Source organism: Bordetella tumulicola (assembly GCF_965138755.1).
GTDB classification, from domain to species: domain Bacteria; phylum Pseudomonadota; class Gammaproteobacteria; order Burkholderiales; family Burkholderiaceae_B; genus Bordetella_A; species Bordetella_A tumulicola.
Window position 1 is genome coordinate 529,321 of record NZ_CBCSFP010000002.1, and the last position, 17,789, is coordinate 547,109.

A 17,789-nucleotide genomic window follows, 5' to 3' on the forward strand; every position below is an offset into this window, starting at 1 on the left:
CATGATGCGACAAAAGCTGCGGACTGAAATGTCCAACGGATTCAGATAACCCCTTGCAGTTTATTCATCCCTAACTTTCTTTATCGAGATTAATCATGAAAACCCAAGTCGCCATTTTCGCCATCGCTTTGTCCGCCCTGTCTGCCGGTACTGCTGTGCACGCTGCCGAAGAAACCTACGTGCCGCCCACGTTCTCGACGCTCTCAGGCGCAGAGGTGAAGGCGGATCTGGAGCTTGCCAAGGCCACCGGTAACGTGCAACCAGGCGATCAAACCTACATTCCCGTTACGCGTTCAACACTCTCGCGTATGCAGGTTACAGCCGATCTCGCCGCTTGGCGCAATGCTGGTCTGTCTGAAGCATGGCGTGGTAACGCGACGCCCGACATCGACAGTGTGTCATACCGGACCAAGTTGGCGGCTTACGCGCACTCGCCTGCTTCGCTAATGGCAAGCCGTGACGTGTCGGTGTTGTGATGCGCCACGCCGCGTTGAGTCCCACCCAGTTGAGCCTTTCTCCTTTGAATCGAGTGGGGAACTGGTTAGCGCCGTTAGGCTTGCGTTTGATTCTGGCCTGGGAATTTTTCGAATCGGGCCGTGAGAAATTACTCGGCGAGAACTGGTTTGCTCAACTTGGCGATCGTTTCCCGTGGCCCTTTTCCGTACTGGGCGCCAATCTCAACTGGTCGCTGGCGACTTGGTTCGAGCTCTTGGGCAGTCTGGCCCTGCTGTTGGGATTGGGCACACGCTTTGTCGCCTATTCCTTGTGGGTACTGACCATTGTGGCGACCTACGCGGTCCACTGGCCTGGCGATTGGACCAGTTTGAGTGAGTTGTGGCAGGGCTATGCCATTACTGACAAGGGCTACGGAAATTACAAACTTCCGCTCCTGTATTTGATCATGCTGTTGCCACTGATGCTCAACGGGGCAGGGCGCTTCAGCCTAGATCACCTGATTGTTACGTTCCGTGGTCGCCCGCCTGTCGAGCCGGCTACTCGCCTCGCCTTCGCTTGGGGCATCACTTTGGTGTTGCTGGGTTTGCCGCTGTCCTTGCTTGTGCCTTGGGCCGGGATTGTCGTGTTCGTGGCCGGGTTGGTGTTACTGCTTTTCGCGCTGCAGGCCTAGTAATTCCTTCGCTACCTAACGTGTTTTTCTAAACGCCACAGATCGTGGCAATTACGACGCACCTTGATGTGCACCTACTCTGGAGAAGTCTATGTCTAACATTTCTACGCCCCGCAAAACCGCCCTGGGCCTGATTGGCGCAGCGTTGGCCGGTAGTGTGCTGCTGAGCGGATCCGCCTTCGCCATGCAACCTCTGGCACAGGGTTATCTGGTCGCTTCCAGCGACGCGAAGCCTGCCGAAGGTAAGTGTGGTGAAGGAAAGTGCGGCGCCGAAACCAGTGCTCAAACCAAGTCGGGCGGCAATGCCAAAGCCACCGAGGCAGAAGGCAAATGTGGTGAAGGCAAATGCGGCGCCGACGCCAAGTCGGCAGAAGGTAAATGTGGCGAGGGGAAATGCGGTGAAGGTAAATGCGGCGATGCTTCGTTTTCCAAGACCGACACGGATGGTGACGGCTTTGTATCCCGGGCCGAGTTTCTGAAGGTTGCTCCCGGTCGTGCCGATGTATTCAAAAAAATCGATACCAGTGGAGACAGCAAAATTTCTGAACAAGAAGCGTATGACTACTTGAAGGCCACTTACGCCGCCAATGGCAAACCCATGCCCAAGGGATTGTTCAGCAGTATCGCCGACTGACGGTATCACCCAGCCAGTTCGGTTTGTTTTCAAAGGAATCCAGATGCCTGACTCCACGACTTCATCATTGAATCCTTCGACTCGCGCCTTGGCGGGGCTAGGGCTGCGTCGCGCGCTGTTGCGGGATCTGCAAGCGGCGCCTGCGGGAGATTTTGACTTTCTGGAGTTGGCGCCTGAGAACTGGCTGGGTGTGGGCGGCGCACACGGCAAGGCGTTGCATCGTCTCGCGGAACGCTATCCGCTCTATTGCCACGGTCTTTCGCTCTCTTTGGGCGGTATTGCACCGCTGGACGAGGCCCTATTGCGGGATATCCGGTTGTTTATGAGCCATCACAACATTTCTGCCTACAGCGAGCATCTGAGCTATTGCACCGACGAGGCACACTTGTACGATCTGCTGCCATTGCCGTTTACCGAAGAGGCTATCCATCATGTGGCGGCACGCATCCGTCGTACTCAGGATATTCTGGAGACCCGTATTGCCGTGGAGAACGTCTCTTATTATGCCAAGCCGCGCCAAGATATGGACGAGGTCACGTTCGTCAACGCGGTAGTGCAAGAGGCTGACTGCGATTTGTTGCTCGACGTGAACAACGTCTACGTTAACGCGATCAATCATCGATTCGATCCCACGGATTATCTGGATCGTGTCAGCCCCGGCCGTGTGGTTGGGTACCATGTGGCAGGCCATTACGACGAAGCTGAGGACTTAAAAATCGATACGCACGGTGCGCCCGTTAAATCCGTGGTGTGGTCCTTGCTGGAACTGGCGCATGAACGCTTCGGCGTGCAGCCTACCTTGCTGGAGCGGGACTTTAATTTTCCGCCCTACGCAGAACTCGTGGCTGAGTTGGGTGTCATTCGCGGCTTGCAAGCACAAACCCTGACGACCCGGCACGAAGAGGTAAGCCATGGCTAATGATGCCCCCGCATTGCATACCCAGCAGCAGGCCTTGACTCGACATCTGCGTGACCCATTGCGTTATCCCTCGCCGGCAGGCATGAATGCCACTCGGGTCAAGGTTTACCTTGAGCTGATTCCCGCTAACTTGATCGCGTTGCTGGGCGGTACTTTTCCTGTGCTCGTGTCATTGCTGGGGCCGCAAAACTGGGCACTCCTGGTCAAGCGTTTCCTGCGGGATTTCCAATCTCATACCCCGCGATTTGGCGAGGTATCCGCCCAGTTTGTCGAGTTCCTTGCCGGCCTTGATCCTGCATCCATTCCGACCGCGTGCTGTCGTCCCTTTATGGTTGAACTGGCGCACTATGAATGGGTCGAGATGGTGCTGATGCAACGTGACGCGGAATCGTTTGAGCCGGCCGATGGCGTGAATATTGTGATATTCGGGCCGGAATTGCCGCAACAGTATCCGTCGTTATTGGATCATGGGTTGCGATTATCGCCCTTGGCTTGGCCACTGGTTTACACCTGGCCCGTCCATCGCCTGGGTCCGGAATATCAACCCGTCCAGCCGCCTGACGTGCCTACCTTGCTGTTGGTACGCCGTGATCCCGATGACGTCGTGAGATTCTCTGAGTTGAGCCCGTTGGCGTGGCATCTATTGCAATGCGTTGAGCAATATCCAGGCATGCCTGCGCGAATTCTGTTGCAGCAATTGGGCAAAGACGCCGCGGTCCCGGATATGACCGCATTCATGGCCTCGGCAGAGGCGTTGCTGCAGAGCCTGCTTGATCAACGCGTACTGGCGTTTAGCGCTGCCGCTTAATCGCGCGTTTTCTTCGTGGGATGACGGCCAAGCGTGGCAGGCCGTCATCGCCGGCCTGCGGGGCGGCTGACGCTCCGCAGGCAGCACTGTGATTAATCTTGACGATCAGTCACTTCGAGCAGGTGATAGCCGAATTGGGTTTTCACCGGTCCTTGCACCACATTCAGCGGGGCGCTGAACACGACTTGGTCGAATTCACGCACCATTTGACCCGGGCTGAAGGTGCCCAGATTGCCGCCATCACGGCTGGAGGGGCAGCTGGAGTTCTCGCGTGCCACTTGGGCAAAGTCGGCACCGCCTTCGATCGCGGTCTTGAGTTCGTTGCATTTGGCTTCGGTGGATACCAGGATGTGGCGTGCGCTGGCTTGGGCCATGGAATTGCTCCTTTAATAAATAACAAGATGACTGCCGACCAAATAATACTCGGTCAGGCATTACCTACCAGCGATAGGTTGTACTCAATGTAACCAGACGGCCCGTGCCATACGAGCAAGAACCCCACTCCGAGCATTGGCTGAAATAGACTTTATCGGTCAGATTGCTGGCATTGAGCGCTATGCGCCAATTGCGGTTTTCCCATGCCAGCATGGCATCCAGTAAGGTGACCGACGGGGTTCTGGGCACGTCCGCGCCTTCGCTGGACTCGTCGACGAAGCCACTCGCGTAGTGCACGCCCGCGCCAGCAGAGAAGCCATCCAGATTCCCGATCGAGAATTTATAAGTTCCCCATAGCGCGGCCTGCCGCTTGGGGACACCGCTCAATTGGCGGTCGACGTTCACAAGGGTCAGGCTGGCGTTGATATCGACCTGCGGGGTGATGGAGCCCACCCATTCCAGCTCCAGGCCGGTGTTTCGGGTTTTGCCGCGTTGCGCAACTTCGGTCGGCGAGACCTCTACCGTGCGGTTGACCTCCCGTAGTTCAAATACCGCCGCCGAGGCGCGCCAATCTTGCTCCGGGGGTTGGTATTTGACACCGGCCTCCCATTGTTTACCGCGAAGCGGGCGCAGTTGTTGACCCCAATCCGTATTGCCCTGGGGCAGGAAGGATTCCGAATAACTGATGTAGGGCAGCAGGCCGGGCGCGATCTCGTACATCAAGCCCATACGCATGGTATCGGCGCGGTCATTACGATCGTCGGCACCGTCTTCCCAGTTTTGCGACTCATCGTGCCGCCAACCGGCCAGCAAAATCCACGACCCCCAACGCATTTCATCCTGAACGTAGATTCCGAGTTGCTTGACGCCGTTCGTGGCGATTGGTTCGAGCTCGGGAGGTCTATAGTTGCCCTGATAAACGGGGTCGTAGACATCGATAGGCGCCAATCCACCGCCATCGGCGATCGGAACGTCATCCACACCGGAGCCCGATTTGCGATACTGCATGATGTCCAGACCGACCAGCAATTGATGGGCAACCGATCCTGTTGAAAATTTGCCGAGCAGGTTCTGGTCCGCGGCAAAGACGTTGATGTCCGTTTTCCAAAAATAAGCGGCCCGATCTAGCACGCGTTGGTCAGCATCCAAATACGGTGCATAGACATCAAAGGCCGCATAGTCCGTCTTGGTATCTGTCCAGCGCGTATTTTGGCGAAACGTCCATTGATCATTGAACGCATGGCGAAACGACCAGCCGGCCTGCCAACTGTCGGCGTCAAAGTGGTCGTAGCCTGGCTCTCCGATGAAGGTGTGTCGGGAAATCTGTCCGTTGGGATTGGATAGAATCGTGCCGTCCCAGGGCAGGGTGCTGCCCGAATCGCCGTTGGCCCGATCCTTTTGCCATTTGAACCGCAGCGTCAGGTCGGTACTGGCACTGGGTGCCCATGTCAGCGAGGGCGCGATCAGTTGGCGGTCATCCTGGCCGTGGTCAATCTGCGTGCCGCTTTCTCGGCCCAGGGCCACCAACCGATACATCAAGCTGGCATCTTCATTCAACGGGCCCGTCAGATCCGTCTGTATCTGTCGTTTGTTGTGACTGCCCACCTGAATGCCGACTTCACGCTGCGCCTCTGACTGAGGAAGTTTGCTGACGTTGTTGACCAGTCCGCCAGGGCCGCCTTGGCCGTACAGCATGGATGCGGGCCCGCGCAGGACTTCCATGCGCTCCATCAAATAGGGTTCTACGCGCGGCGCGCTGGTCCAGAAATTGACCCGGTCTTTCAGGCCGTCTAGATAAATATCTTCAATCTCGACACCCCGAGCCTGTATCGCGTCCAGGCGAGAGCTGGCCCCGTAGATCGATGTGCGCACGCCCGCGCTATAGGTCAAGGCCTGATCTAGCGTGCTGGATGCCGTGTCGCGGATCTGGTCTGCCGACACGACCGAGATCGATTGCGGCGTCTCGACAATAGGTGTGTCGGTCTTCGTGGCGGTTTCGCTGTTGCGCGCCATATAGCCGATCACCGGTCCCGTGCCACTTTCGGTTTGGCCCGTGATGGTGACGACAGGGAGTTCACTCACGCTCGCGGGGGGCAACGCCCTGAGGATATATCGCTTGTTTGCATCGGGCGTCGCTTGCAGGCCCGTGCCCGCCAGCACGTTCGCCAGGCCTTGAGAAACGGTGTAGCTGCCTTTCAGGCCAGTGCTGTTTTTTCCATTGGCCAGGTCGATGGATCCCGCCAGAAAAATACCCGATTCGCTGGCAAAGCGGGTCAATACGGTACGTAATGGGCCCGCGGGGATATCGTAGTGATGTTGTGCAGGCGCCGCGGTCGATGCTGCCTGTGCGACGAGACCTTGGGCGGCATGGGCGTGGCCAGGTAGCATGCCGACGCCCGCGATGATCGCGGCGGCGATGGCACTAAAACCAGTCCCTATTGTCCGGGGTTTGGTGTCAAATCTGGTTTTCCCCGGTGTCTGCCGGGCGAGATTCAGATAAGGAAAATGGCCCATGCGGGGCAATGGACGGCGGGGCATGGATGGCGGGCACCGGGACATGGAGGCTTTCTCTCAACAAGGGTTGATGCAATGGGGCCTCTCGCGCGCATGCAGATCGCGGTTTTTGATGATTTGGCCCTCTCTATCCTTAAATCAATCGAGAGGGCAAAAAGCGGAACTCAACGGGGTGGCGTGGACGCTGTGGTCCCGTCGGGGTCGATTGAAATCCACCACGGCAACGGCTTATGTATGTGCAGCGACGCCGCCTCGGCCAGCATGGCAAGGGTGCCATCGACGTCGCGTAACGGAAACGTGCCGAATACGCGCCGTTGTGCGACCTCGGATGCCACACTGATATGCCCCCAGTGATAGCGGCTGAGTTCCTCGACGACGCTGGCCAAAGACAAGTCCCAGGCAATCAGTTCCCCCCGGCTCCATGCCTCGCGGGCCGGGTCGGCGGGCGTCGCATTGCTGATTCGGTCCGGGGTGAAGCGAACCTGCTGCCCGGTTGGAATAATGCGGGTGGCGGCATTGTCCGCCGTGCGGATCTCCACCGATCCGTCGTAGACCGCCAGAAACGTGTGCCCGGATTCACGTCGCACCGTGAATCGGGTGCCCAGCGCACGCAGGCTGCCTTGCGGGGTTTCGACGATAAAGGGTCGTGAATCCCCTTGGGCCGTCGATATCAGGACCTCGCCGGCGACAAGGGTGAGTTTGCGCAGACGAACCTGTATCTCCGCATTCACCGCGGTTGCGGCATTGAGCCAGATGCGTGACCCATCCGCTAATTTGAACTCGCGTATATCGCCTGTCCCGGTGCGATAGTCCGCCATCCAGGCCGATAAGGCATCTGCAATCGGAGTGTGTGGCCGACTTGCCCATCCGACCAGACCTACGCCTGCCAGGATGCCCAGGCCCGCCAACACACGCCGACGAGATCGTATTCGGGTATGAACATCGTGAATCTTGGCCGCCAACAACGGCGGGTCGGGTGTCTCTTGCAGGGGCGCCAGCACGCGTTGGCTGACGGATTCCACGTACGTCCATGCGCGCCGGTGCTCGGGATGGGAGGTTAGCCACGCCTGCCAGCGTACCCGATCTGCTGGGCAGGCCTCGCCGGAAATCAGCAAGGCATACCACTGTGCGGCCTCTGTCATGATCTCGTGAGAAGGCGTCATGTCACGTCAGGGGAGCACATCGTAGTTCGGCCACTGTTTGCACGGCATCTGCTTGCATGCAATGCAGCATGGCTTGTGCGACATAATTGCGCACCATGCGCGACGACACGCCAAGCTCATTGCCGACCTCTGCCGCAGTCATGCCGCATACGGCCGACATCAAAAAGGCCTGAGCCGCCTTGGGAGACAGGCCCTGAAGCAATTCGGCGATCTCTTGCAAGGCTTCCAGGACAATCGCCTGGCGCTCGGCAGAGGGGGCAAAACCTTCGGGTTGCGCGGCTACGGTATCCAGCCAGGCCTGTTCGATCTGGCGCCGGCGCCATAGATTGATGCACATCCCTTGCGCCATCGTGCGCAAATAGGCCCTGGCCTCTGATGGGCTGCTGAAACCACGTGGGGCCGGTTTCAGGATCAAACGTAAAAACGCGTCATGTGCCAAATCGGCCGCATCGGCTGCGTTACCCAGACGCCGCTGCAGCCACGCCCGAAGCCAGGAGTGATGGTCGGTGTATAGGGTATCGACCGACGACGAAGACAGAGACGGGTAGGGCGCGGCACTCACGATCGAACTCTTTGCAGGCGTTGGCAAGGGAGCAGGTGAATCGGCAATATTAATAGAAATAGTTCTTATTTGAAATCCAGTATTACCCGTGCCGTCAAATTCAACTTTTATTTCGCCTTGCTGCATCAGCGGTTTCTATCGCAATTCCCCCGCATTAATAGATTGTGGCTACGGAAAGTGTGCAAATTGAGCAGACTTCTGCTAGGGGATTTCCCGAGTCAGGCGCCATCATGGTGCACGCCCGACGAGACGGCTGAATGGTTAACGGTCTACTCCGAAAAAATATAAGGCCTTGTCCTTAAAGAATAAAAACTTTGCCGTCATGAAATTCAGTGGGGCCAATGTCATGTAATATTCCTAAAAGGAATAAAACGATAGGCATTTAATTCCCTTTTTGCACATGCGGATTGTTTTGCATGATCCTGGCTTCAGGAGATCAACCATGCAGAACGCTTCGCCATTTACCCTCAATGCGGCCGCGCCGGTGCTCAGTCCCGAGTTGACCCAGGCCCTGCAATCCATTGTGACCCCGCACCTAAGCGACAACATGCATCGCCAGAGCGGCGTTGTGGGCCTGAGCCGCTACAACCGTCGTGGCAAGCTGGTCGGCAGTGCCGTCACGGTGAAGACGCGACCCGGCGACAACCTGTTCATTTACAAAGCCATGACGCTGATTCAGCCGGGACATGTGCTGGTCGTGGACGCGGGTGGCGATCTGACCAACGCCTGCGTGGGCGAAATCATGAAACGCTATCTGCAACGGCTTGGCTGCGTTGGCCTGATCGTCGACGGCGCGATTCGCGATGTCGCCGCATTCGAAAACGATTCGTTCCCCTGCTATGCGCGTGGCCATGTACATCGCGGCCCCTACAAAGACGGCCCGGGCGAAGTCAACGTCCCTGTCACCATTGGCGCCCAAGTCATTTATCCGGGCGATGTCATTGTGGCCGACGAGGACGGCATCGTGTCGTTTCCCGTCAGCCAGGCGGATGCCCTGGTAGAAAAAGCCCGCGCCCATGCCGCTAAAGAAGAGCGGATCATGGCAGAGATCGATAGTGGCGCCGACCGCCAAAGCTGGCTGCACCCCGTATTGGAAGCCAAGAACCTCCTGTAGATCGAATCATGACGCTAAGCAACTCGAATCAAGCCCCCTCATTTCTTGCCCGGCGCATGAGCGCCATCAAACCGTCGCCGAGCATGGCGGCCAAACGCAAAGTCGACATGCTTCGCGCCGAAGGCAAAGATATTGTCGACTTCACTATCGGTGAGCCCGACTTGGCAACCCCGGCACACATCGCGCAGGCCGGTATCCGCGCGATCGAGAGTGGTGCGGTGAAGTACACCTCATCGTCCGGTATTCGCGAACTGCTGTCGGCCGTACAGCAAAAATTTCAGCGTGAAAATCAGTTGTCTTTCGATTTGGATCAACTGGTTGTTGGTACGGGCGCCAAGCAATTGATTTTCTCGGCCTTGCAGGCCACACTGGACGCGGGCGATGAAGTCATCATTCCCACGCCCTACTGGGTGTCCTACCCGGACATGGTGCTGTTGAATGATGGCAAGCCGGTGATTCTGCCGACGACCGAAGCCCAGGATTTCAAAGTCACGCCCCAGGCCCTCGAGGCTGTCATCACGCCGCGCACCAAGTGGTTGCTGCTCAATGCACCGAATAACCCGTCGGGTGCGATCTACACCGAGGCTGAACTGAAGGCATTGCTGGCAATACTGGAGCGTCATCCGCAAGTGCTGCTGATGGTCGATGAAATTTACGAACACTTTTGTTACGACGGTACCTATCTCTCGCCGCTGACCGTGAATCCGAGCCTGGCATCGCGCGTGATGCTGGTCAATGGCGTCTCCAAGGCGTATGCCATGACCGGTTGGCGCATTGGCTACGCGGCCTGCCCCGCGTGGTTGGCCAAAGCGATCTCGACGCTGATTTCCCAATCGACCTCGTGCGCCAGCCAGATTTGCCAAGTCGCCGCGGCGACGGCACTGACAGCCGATCAGCAATGCGTGGCCGATACCGTGGCGATTTACAAAGAGCGCCGCGACACCATCGTCAATCTGCTCAATCGCATCCCGTTGATGTCGTGTCCCAATCCGGCGGGCGCCTTCTACGTATTTCCCAATATCCAGGGCTTCATCGGCAAGCGTACGCCCGCTGGCAAGGCCATTACGAATGATCTGGATTTCGTGCATTACCTGCTGGACGCGGCCGGTGTTGCGGTCCTGGACGGCACGGCCTATGGCAACCCTGGTTACCTGCGCATGAGTTTCGCCACCGATCTGGAAACCATCAAGACCGGCTGCGAAAAGCTATCGCAGGCTTGCAGCAAACTTCAATAACATTCAAGGAAGGAAATCATGGTCTTCAAAAATATACTGAAGTGCGTTCCCCTATTGGCGTGCCTGGGCATTGTAAATATGGCGCACGCAGACGCGCTGGCCGATATCAAAGCGCGTGGCACGCTGGTTTGCGGCACGCTGGGTACGTCCGAGCCGTTTAGCTTCCAGGATCCCAAGACGCGCCAGGTTGTGGGCTACGAAATAGATCTGTGCAAGGCGATCGCCGACGATCTAGGCGTCAAGCTCGAGGTGAAAATGATTTCGGTGGCCGCCCGAATCCCCGAATTGGCTGGGGGGCGTGTCGACGTGGTGGCCGCCAATCTGGGCTGGAGCCCGCAGCGTGCAGAGCAGATCGACTATAGCTACCAGCACTATGTCAGCCCCCAGAAAATTCTGATCCGTCGCGATGATGCGGCCACGTTGAAAACCAACGCAGATCTGGCTGGCAAGCGCGTCAGCGCTGTGTCGGGCTCGTCATCCGAGGCGGGTGCCAAGCGCCTGATCCCCGACGTGACCACCGTGACCTTCAAGGATCCTCCCACGGCCTTTGTCGCATTGCAACAGCGCAAGGTCTCTGGCTTTGTCGGATCTGAGCTCATGCTGATCAAGTTCAAGCAAGATGCTGAGGCGACGCCCGTCAAACTCGACATCATCGAAGATCCGCTGTTCGTCGAACCGTGGGGTATCGGTATGGGCAAGGGCGAAGAGGGTCTACGCAACGAAGTTAACAAAGTGCTCTCCAAGCTGGAGTCGTCCGGCGAGCTCCAAACGATTTATGACCGCTGGTTTGGCCCGGACACCAAGTTCCCGTCCAAGCGCGTCTTCAAGGTCGAAGAAATCAAGGGTTAATGTGGGCAGAGCGGGTAGCGGTTTATGAACTACACATTAGATTTCGGTGCGTTACTCAATAACGGCTACCCGACGCTGATTCTGGGTGGGCTTTTCACCACCCTGAAAATGACTTTGTTTGCCTGGGTGTTCGCATTCGTGCTGGGCAGCGTGCTGGCTGTGCTGCGCATGCTCAACATTCGGATACTGAACGCCCTGATCATCTTGTATGTGGCTTTTCATCGCAACGTGCCGATGTTGGTCCATATTCTGGTGTGGTATTTCGGTGTGGCGGCTCTCATGCCTCTGGCGGCGGAAGATGTGATCAACCGTGTGGGTGGCGAGTTTTTTTACGCGACCATCGCCATCGGCTTGGTGATGGCTGCTTATGTGAGCGAGGACCTGCGTAGCGCGATCCGCGCGATTCCTCGCGGCCAGATGGAGGCCTCGCGTAGCTTGGGCCTGAGTTATCTGCGCACTATGCGCAAGGTGATCCTGCCTCAAGCATTCAAGATTTCGATTCCGCCGTTGACCAATCAGACCTTGCTGCTGTTTAAAAACACGAGCCTGGCAATGGCAATTGGTCTGATTGAGCTCACGGGGGCGGGCCGGGAAATCGAATCCGCCACATTTAAAACGTTCGAAATCTACACCGTTGTGACAGTGCTCTATCTGGTGATCTCTCTGCTGCTGATGGTTACGGGCGCCTATCTCTCTAAACGGGTCGCGTACGTGACCAAGGCCCGGTAACGCGTCATGCTGGAAATACTCTCCGATAACTGGTTATTGTTGCTGGTCGGCCAATGGCCCAACGGTCCGATGGGCGGGTTGATCGCAACGATTGGCTTGGCATTGATCAGCCTGGCATTGGCGTTCCCGCTGGGCGTGTTGTTGGCGCTGGGACGCATCAGCTCGCACAAAATACTCTATTGGCCGGCAACGGCGGTGGTGTATTTGGTGCGGGGTTTGCCACTCATCATGTTCATTTTTTGGGCTTATTTTTTCTTGCCCCTGGTGATCGGCACGTCGGTCAGTGGCGTGACCACCATGGCCGCCGCGTTGATTCTCTACGAGGGCGCCTATCTGTCCGAGATTATCCGCAGTGGCATTCAGGCGTTACCGGCCGGACAAATGGAAGCAGGCCGCTCGCTGGGCCTGAGCCATATGCAGACTATGCGCAAGATCGTGCTGCCGCAGGCCTTGTACAACACCTTGCCCAGCATGCTCAGTCAATTCATCTCGACCGTGAAGGAAACCTCGTTGGGTTTCGTGATCAGCGTGCACGAACTGACGTTTGCGGCAGCGCAGGTCAACAACATGTTGCTGACCAAGCCGTTTGAGGTCTTCGCATTGCTGGCGCTGACTTATTTCGTGCTGAACCTGATTCTTACCGGCGCCGTTAAACTCGTCGAGATCCGCATGAACGGATCTCGACCTGCAGCAGCCTAGGCCTACTCATGATCGAATTCAAGAACGTTAGTAAATGGTATGGCGACTATCTCGCCCTGGACAACATCAATGCCCAAGTACAAAAAGGAGAGGTCCTGGTGGTATGTGGGCCCTCAGGGTCGGGAAAGTCCACATTGATTCGTACCGTCAACCGCCTGGAGCCTATCCAGAAGGGCAACATCTTCGTCGATGGCACGGATGTTTATGGCAGTGGTTCGCTAGACGAGATGCGTAGCCATATTGGTTTCGTGTTTCAGTCGTTCAACTTGTTCCCGCACATGGATGTGCTGGGCAACCTGATGATGGCGCCCGTGATGCTCAAGCGCATGAATAAAGCGCAGGCCCGTGAGCACGCTGTTGCGTTGCTGGAGCGCGTGGGTCTGGGCCACAAGGCTGATGCCTATCCGGGTCAGTTATCGGGTGGGCAGCAGCAGCGTGTGGCCATCGCCCGCGCGCTGGCAATGAAACCGCGCATCATGCTGTTTGACGAGCCCACCAGTGCACTGGATCCCGAAATGGTTAACGAAGTGCTGCTGGTGATGAAATCACTCGCCGCCGAGGGCATGACGATGGTGTGCGTGACACACGAAATGAACTTCGCCCGCGATGTGGCTGACACGGTGTGGTTCATGGATGCCGGCCGCATCGTCGAGCAAGCCCCGCCCAAACAGTTTTTTGAGCAACCTCAGACTGATCGGGCGCGCAAGTTTCTGTCGGATATCAAGCATTAACACCGCCGTACGGCTGAGAAAAATCAGACACCTCGCGCGCAATGCGCGCGATCTCCTGATAGAACATGGTGTTCGATTGCTTGGCGTACATCGCACAGTACAAGGACGAGGGCGTCGTTTTGGTCGTACGCAGGGCAACCAGCTTGCGGCTTGCGAATAGATCCGAGAAGTAATCCTCTGGCATACACGTCACGCCAAACCCTGCGACCGCCATCCCTACCATGGCCTGCAGGCTATTAATGGTGAACAGATTCGACTGCGGCGTAAAGGGGGCAAACCATTCGTCATAGATGGCATTAAGGCCTGACTCGGGATCTTGGCGAATGATATTCATGCGGGAGATTTCTTCTAGCGAGTACACCTTCGTCGGAGAAATTATTTCGGGGCTGCCCGCCCATGAGAAGTTCACTTGCGCGATCGGTTCCGCCTCTAGGAACGGGTTGCGCAATTCTCGGTGCAAGATGGCCATATCCAGTTGTCCTTGCAACAAACTTTGCTGCAACTGCCACGCCAGGCCGATCTTGGGCTGAACCACGAGTTCGGGAAACAACGTCCGCAACTCTTTCATCAACTTAGGCAGCCAAGTCATTGCGGTGATTTCCGTAATGCCCAGCCGCAGCGAGCCCGAGAACGGCTTAATGCCTTGCATCTTCAGCAGCATCTGATCCCGGCGGCCCAGCAGATCTGTCGCCATCGCCAGCAGTTCTTCGCCGGTGCTGGTGAGCGTGGCCCGTTGACCGCTACGGTCAAAGACCTGGATATTGAAATGGGTCTCTAATTCCCGGATGCGCTTGGTAATCGCGGACTGGGTCGTGTTGAGCCGCTCGGCCGCATTGGCAAAACTGCCCAACTGCACAACCCAGTACAGCGCTTCGATCTGTTTGAAGGTCAGCATGGAAGACCGTTAGTCAACCGAAGCCCCGGATCGCTTGACCGCCCGGGCAGTGCTCGCGGTGGTGGGGCAAATGCCTGCCATCAGCATGGCAAGGCGTGTGGATCGCTGCGACATAAAGAATCTCATGATGTAAGAACGAGGGACGGTTCTGTCGATTTTATGCCGTGTCTCTGTATTGCAACGTTTCAGTTTTCTGTCAGTTAATAAAAATCATTTTTATTTAGAATCCTATTCTCTGTAGCTAACTGAAACAGGATCGTAGGAGAGGACGCCCTGTTTGTTCACATCCGAAGAGAAGCCGAATGCCATATATCAAGAATAGAAAATGCGCACCCCTATGCGCCGTGAGCCAGAGCACCCTGGCGGGCAATGCCGCAGCCTCTGTCCTGGCGACACTGATGCTGGGCCAGTCTGGTATGGCCGCGGCCCAGACCCCCGCGGCGTCGGGCGTCAATACCCTGTCGCCCGTTACCGTCATTGGTGAGGACGGAACATCGTACAAGGCAAACCGGCTCGAATCTCCCAAATTCACCCAGCCGCTCGTCGACACGACGCAAACCGTGCAGGTCGTGACCGAGCAACTGATGAAGGACCAGCAGGCCACCACGCTGACCGAAGCCATGCGCAACGTAGCCGGCGCAGGGACGTTCTACGCGGGGGAGAACGGCAATACCTCAACCGGCGACGCCATCTATCTGCGAGGTTTCGATACGTCCAACAGTATTTATGTCGATGGCATTCGGGATATCGCCAGCGTGAAACGCGATATGTTCAATACCGAAGCCGTGGAGGTCATTAAAGGGCCTTCTGGCTCAGACTATGGCCGCAGCGCACCTAGCGGCTCGATCAATCTGGTCAGCAAGCAACCCAAGCTCGACAACAGCTTTGACGCCAGCTTTGGCATCGGCAGCGCGCGCTATAAGCGTTCGACGCTGGACTGGAACCAAAGCATCGGCGAGACCTCGGCGTTTCGCTTGAACATGATGGGTTTGAAGTCCGACGTAGCGGGTCGTGATCAAATCGAAAACAACCGTTGGGGCGTCGCGCCGTCTCTGGCCTTTGGCCTGGGAACCGATACTCGCGTGTTCTTGGACTTTATGCACGTCAAACAGACCAATGTGCCCGATGGCGGCGTGGTCACGATAGGCTTGCCGGGTTACTCCGCACCCAATGATTCACTGTCCTTTCTGGACAACGCCGACACGGTCGATACCAATAATTTCTACGGCACTCAATCAGATCACGATTACTCGACCACTGACATGGCGACCTTGCGCCTAGAGCACGATCTCAACGAAAACGTGACGCTGCGCAATGTGACCCGTTGGTCGCGCACCAAGCAGAACTATCTGTTGACCTCTTTCATGGCAGGCGCGTCGAACCTGACGATTGGCGATCCCAATGATCCGAGTACCTGGTACATGTCGCGTTCGGCCAATCAGAAAAACATCAACAACCGCATCTGGACCAACCAGACAAACTTGACGGCCAAGTTCAACACCGGCTCGCTTAAACACGACTTGAGCACGGGCTTCGAGTTCACGAGTGAAATGCAGGATTCGTACGGCATGACACCACCCGTGACGTATCCGCCGGTCAATATCTACAATCCCGACAACAGCATCAGCGCAGACGGTATACACAATAACGGTGCCAACGCACACGGGACCACGGATACGGTCGCCATTTACGCGTTCGACACTATCGATCTAAGCGATGCATGGCAGGTCAACGGCGGCATTCGCCTGGATCACTATCGCACCAAATACGACAGCGCCACCGCTTGCGGCGGTACGGGTCGTAATCCGGTCGCGTGCAATGGCGCCCCAGTCGGTACGCCAATCAATACCGTCGACGAGCGCATTTCGGGCAATCTGGTGAACTGGAAACTTGGCGCCCTGTATCGTGTGGCATCTAACGGCAATATCTACGTGAACTACGGTGTATCGCAACAACCCCCCGGCGGTTCGAACTTCCAGTTGGCGGCTGAAGGTAATGGCAACAGTGCCAACCGCGTTGATTTTGCTCCTCAGAAGGCCAAGACCGCCGAGCTGGGCACCAAGTGGGAGCTCTTTGACCGCAATTTGCTGGTCAGTGCCGCGTTGTTTCGCACCGAAGTCGATAACGAAATCCAGCAAGACCCCGATGGCACGTATAGCCAAACCGCCAAGAAACGCGTGCAAGGACTGGAGTTGGGCGCCAGTGGCCAGATCACTGACAACTGGTCGGTCAGCGCGGGCTACACGATCCAGAATGCGACCGTGGACGACGGCCCCTCTGTGACCAACAACGGTTCCAACAACCTGAGCTATACCCCGAAGCATGCCTTCTCGATGTGGAGCACCTATCGCCATCCCAGTGGCTTCACGCTTGGGGGTGGCGCGCGCTATGTGGGCAGTATGGAGCGTGGTTCTGACGGGGCAACCGGCACGCCGGAATATGTACGTGCATACTGGGTGTTTGACGCCATGGCAGGCTACGCGGTCAGCAAGAACCTGGACTTCCAGCTCAACGTCTACAATCTCTTTAATAAAGAGTACGTGGCGGCGATCAACAAGAGCGGTTACCGCTACTTCCCGGGCGCGCCGCGTACGGTATTGCTGACAGCCAACATTCATTTCTGATCGCTGACAGCGGAGGTCGATATCCGCCGTGGAGGGCAGGGTTCAGATCCTGTCTGCCGCGGCGGTTATGTCTTTTTTAGCGGGCAGTCAACGATGCTACATATTCCTCAGATCCTGACGCTGGACGAAGTCCGAGACATGCGTAGTCGCCTGGACAGCGCCCACTGGGTCGACGGCCGCGGCACCGTCGGTAACCAAGGGGCTGCCGTTAAACGCAATCGTCAACTCGACGAGTCGTCTGATCTAGCTCGTGAGTTGGGTGAGACCGTGCTGCGTGCCCTGGGTCGTAGTCCCCTGTATTTTGCGGCGGCTCTGCCATTGCGTACCGTGCCGCCGTTATTTAATCGCTACGAGTCCGCAGAGACCTACGGATTTCATGTGGACGGTGCGGTGCGTCGCTTTCCTGCCGCGCCCGGCTGGCTGCGCACAGACTTGTCCGCCACCTTGTTCCTGTGCGAACCCGATGAGTACGAGGACGGTGAGCTGATTGTCAAAGACAGCTACGGCGAGCACTTGGTCAAGCTACCCGCTGGCGACATGATCTTGTACCCCGCCAACAGCCTGCACTGCGTCACACCCGTGACGAAGGGCGCCCGCGTGGCATCCTTTTTCTGGATCCAGAGCATGATTCGCGAGCATAACCGGCGGCAGATGTTGTTCGAGCTCGATCAGAACATCCAGCAATTGCGCGCGCAGCTCGGGGAAACCGAGCAGACCCTATCATTGGCGAACTGCTATCACAATTTGCTGAGAGAGTGGACTGAGCTGTAAGGGGGAGGCGATTGCCCGAATGCTACGCATAATAACCACTG

General features: G+C 57.1%; 18 protein-coding genes. 13 read left to right on the top strand and 5 right to left on the bottom strand.

The genetic code is table 11. The features are described 5' to 3' along the window. Positions 1–95 precede the first annotated feature (95 nt). The 5 genes from ACNAZS_RS08115 to ACNAZS_RS08135 all read left to right on the top strand — a co-directional run bounded on the left by ACNAZS_RS08115 (position 96) and on the right by ACNAZS_RS08135 (position 3,487). Positions 96–476, top strand: coding sequence for a hypothetical protein (locus ACNAZS_RS08115; protein ID WP_415788023.1), 381 nt, complete (start codon positions 96–98; stop codon positions 474–476). Continuing rightward, entirely contained in the window at positions 476–1,126 is a 651-nt protein-coding gene (locus ACNAZS_RS08120; RefSeq protein WP_415788025.1) for an HvfX family Cu-binding RiPP maturation protein, read from the top strand. Before ACNAZS_RS08115 ends, ACNAZS_RS08120 begins: the two co-directional genes overlap by 1 nt. Before the next feature lie 91 nt (positions 1,127–1,217). Then, a complete protein-coding gene (locus tag ACNAZS_RS08125) occupies positions 1,218–1,760 on the top strand; it encodes an HvfA family oxazolone/thioamide-modified RiPP metallophore (protein ID WP_415788027.1) in 543 nt (180 codons plus the stop codon). Between the two features lie 43 nt (positions 1,761–1,803). Then, on the top strand, positions 1,804–2,679 hold the full coding sequence (locus ACNAZS_RS08130) for an HvfB family MNIO-type RiPP peptide maturase (RefSeq protein ID WP_415788029.1): 876 nt from the start codon (positions 1,804–1,806) through the stop codon (positions 2,677–2,679). Then, positions 2,672–3,487, top strand: a complete 816-nt coding sequence (locus ACNAZS_RS08135; RefSeq protein WP_415788031.1) for an HvfC family RiPP maturation protein — start codon at positions 2,672–2,674, stop codon at positions 3,485–3,487. The genes ACNAZS_RS08130 and ACNAZS_RS08135 overlap by 8 nt, the downstream gene beginning before the upstream one ends. Positions 3,488–3,579: 92 nt before the next feature. Here ACNAZS_RS08135 and ACNAZS_RS08140 read toward each other — a convergent pair whose 3' ends face one another. From ACNAZS_RS08140 to ACNAZS_RS08155, 4 genes are all read right to left on the bottom strand, one after another. Next, positions 3,580–3,861: a peptidylprolyl isomerase gene (locus tag ACNAZS_RS08140; RefSeq protein WP_415788033.1), complete on the bottom strand. Its 282-nt coding sequence runs from the start codon at positions 3,859–3,861 to the stop codon at positions 3,580–3,582. A 64-nt stretch (positions 3,862–3,925) separates the two neighbouring features. Further along, positions 3,926–6,400 carry a TonB-dependent siderophore receptor gene (locus ACNAZS_RS08145; protein ID WP_415788035.1) on the bottom strand — a complete coding sequence of 825 codons (2,475 nt, stop codon included), beginning with the start codon at positions 6,398–6,400 and terminating at the stop codon, positions 3,926–3,928. A gap of 140 nt (positions 6,401–6,540) precedes the next feature. Then, positions 6,541–7,539, bottom strand: a complete 999-nt coding sequence (locus ACNAZS_RS08150) for a FecR domain-containing protein (RefSeq protein WP_415788037.1) — start codon at positions 7,537–7,539, stop codon at positions 6,541–6,543. Between the two features lies 1 nt (position 7,540). After that, positions 7,541–8,101 (bottom strand): sigma-70 family RNA polymerase sigma factor, encoded by a 561-nt coding sequence (locus ACNAZS_RS08155; protein WP_415788039.1) that lies wholly within the window; start codon positions 8,099–8,101, stop codon positions 7,541–7,543. A gap of 442 nt (positions 8,102–8,543) precedes the next feature. Here ACNAZS_RS08155 and ACNAZS_RS08160 point away from each other — a divergent pair, with 442 nt between their 5' ends. Genes ACNAZS_RS08160 through ACNAZS_RS08185 form a run of 6 tightly spaced genes read left to right on the top strand, consistent with a single transcriptional unit; the run spans position 8,544 to position 13,458 of the window. Then, complete coding sequence (locus ACNAZS_RS08160) at positions 8,544–9,215, top strand: RraA family protein (RefSeq protein ID WP_415788041.1); 672 nt, start codon at positions 8,544–8,546, stop codon at positions 9,213–9,215. An 8-nt stretch (positions 9,216–9,223) separates the two neighbouring features. Next, a complete protein-coding gene (locus ACNAZS_RS08165; RefSeq protein ID WP_415788043.1) occupies positions 9,224–10,450 on the top strand; it encodes an aminotransferase class I/II-fold pyridoxal phosphate-dependent enzyme in 1,227 nt (408 codons plus the stop codon). An 18-nt stretch (positions 10,451–10,468) separates the two neighbouring features. Continuing rightward, positions 10,469–11,299, top strand: coding sequence for an ABC transporter substrate-binding protein (locus tag ACNAZS_RS08170; RefSeq protein ID WP_415788045.1), 831 nt, complete (start codon positions 10,469–10,471; stop codon positions 11,297–11,299). 24 nt (positions 11,300–11,323) lie between these two features. After that, positions 11,324–12,028, top strand: a complete 705-nt coding sequence (locus tag ACNAZS_RS08175; RefSeq protein ID WP_415788047.1) for an amino acid ABC transporter permease — start codon at positions 11,324–11,326, stop codon at positions 12,026–12,028. 6 nt (positions 12,029–12,034) lie between these two features. After that, positions 12,035–12,727, top strand: coding sequence for an amino acid ABC transporter permease (locus tag ACNAZS_RS08180; RefSeq protein WP_415788049.1), 693 nt, complete (start codon positions 12,035–12,037; stop codon positions 12,725–12,727). Positions 12,728–12,735: 8 nt separating this feature from the next. After that, positions 12,736–13,458 (top strand): amino acid ABC transporter ATP-binding protein, encoded by a 723-nt coding sequence (locus ACNAZS_RS08185; RefSeq protein ID WP_415788051.1) that lies wholly within the window; start codon positions 12,736–12,738, stop codon positions 13,456–13,458. Here the strand turns inward: ACNAZS_RS08185 and ACNAZS_RS08190 are convergent. Further along, complete coding sequence (locus ACNAZS_RS08190; RefSeq protein ID WP_415788053.1) at positions 13,448–14,353, bottom strand: LysR family transcriptional regulator; 906 nt, start codon at positions 14,351–14,353, stop codon at positions 13,448–13,450. The two genes, ACNAZS_RS08185 and ACNAZS_RS08190, sit on opposite strands and share 11 nt — an antisense overlap. Positions 14,354–14,655: 302 nt before the next feature. On the opposite strand from ACNAZS_RS08190, the gene ACNAZS_RS08195 reads away from it, so the two are divergent. Continuing rightward, positions 14,656–16,977, top strand: a complete 2,322-nt coding sequence (locus ACNAZS_RS08195) for a catecholate siderophore receptor Fiu (protein ID WP_415788055.1) — start codon at positions 14,656–14,658, stop codon at positions 16,975–16,977. A gap of 93 nt (positions 16,978–17,070) precedes the next feature. Further along, positions 17,071–17,748: a Fe2+-dependent dioxygenase gene (locus tag ACNAZS_RS08200; protein ID WP_415788057.1), complete on the top strand. Its 678-nt coding sequence runs from the start codon at positions 17,071–17,073 to the stop codon at positions 17,746–17,748. Positions 17,749–17,789 lie beyond the last annotated feature (41 nt).

Excerpts from the sequence above, each read along its gene's own strand:
- ACNAZS_RS08180 (WP_415788049.1), top strand. The coding sequence starts at position 12,035 with ATGCTGGAAATACTCTCCGATAACTGGTTATTGTTGCTGGTCGGCCAA.
- ACNAZS_RS08195 (WP_415788055.1), top strand. The coding sequence starts at position 14,656 with ATGCCATATATCAAGAATAGAAAATGCGCACCCCTATGCGCCGTGAGC.
- ACNAZS_RS08165 (WP_415788043.1), top strand. The coding sequence starts at position 9,224 with ATGACGCTAAGCAACTCGAATCAAGCCCCCTCATTTCTTGCCCGGCGC.
- ACNAZS_RS08160 (WP_415788041.1), top strand. The coding sequence starts at position 8,544 with ATGCAGAACGCTTCGCCATTTACCCTCAATGCGGCCGCGCCGGTGCTC.
- ACNAZS_RS08135 (WP_415788031.1), top strand. The coding sequence starts at position 2,672 with ATGGCTAATGATGCCCCCGCATTGCATACCCAGCAGCAGGCCTTGACT.
- ACNAZS_RS08125 (WP_415788027.1), top strand. The coding sequence starts at position 1,218 with ATGTCTAACATTTCTACGCCCCGCAAAACCGCCCTGGGCCTGATTGGC.
- ACNAZS_RS08120 (WP_415788025.1), top strand. The coding sequence starts at position 476 with ATGCGCCACGCCGCGTTGAGTCCCACCCAGTTGAGCCTTTCTCCTTTG.
- ACNAZS_RS08140 (WP_415788033.1), bottom strand. The coding sequence starts at position 3,861 with ATGGCCCAAGCCAGCGCACGCCACATCCTGGTATCCACCGAAGCCAAA.
- ACNAZS_RS08185 (WP_415788051.1), top strand. The coding sequence starts at position 12,736 with ATGATCGAATTCAAGAACGTTAGTAAATGGTATGGCGACTATCTCGCC.
- ACNAZS_RS08145 (WP_415788035.1), bottom strand. The coding sequence starts at position 6,400 with ATGCCCCGCCGTCCATTGCCCCGCATGGGCCATTTTCCTTATCTGAAT.
- ACNAZS_RS08190 (WP_415788053.1), bottom strand. The coding sequence starts at position 14,353 with ATGCTGACCTTCAAACAGATCGAAGCGCTGTACTGGGTTGTGCAGTTG.
- ACNAZS_RS08150 (WP_415788037.1), bottom strand. The coding sequence starts at position 7,539 with ATGACGCCTTCTCACGAGATCATGACAGAGGCCGCACAGTGGTATGCC.
- ACNAZS_RS08170 (WP_415788045.1), top strand. The coding sequence starts at position 10,469 with ATGGTCTTCAAAAATATACTGAAGTGCGTTCCCCTATTGGCGTGCCTG.
- ACNAZS_RS08175 (WP_415788047.1), top strand. The coding sequence starts at position 11,324 with ATGAACTACACATTAGATTTCGGTGCGTTACTCAATAACGGCTACCCG.
- ACNAZS_RS08115 (WP_415788023.1), top strand. The coding sequence starts at position 96 with ATGAAAACCCAAGTCGCCATTTTCGCCATCGCTTTGTCCGCCCTGTCT.
- ACNAZS_RS08130 (WP_415788029.1), top strand. The coding sequence starts at position 1,804 with ATGCCTGACTCCACGACTTCATCATTGAATCCTTCGACTCGCGCCTTG.
- ACNAZS_RS08200 (WP_415788057.1), top strand. The coding sequence starts at position 17,071 with ATGCTACATATTCCTCAGATCCTGACGCTGGACGAAGTCCGAGACATG.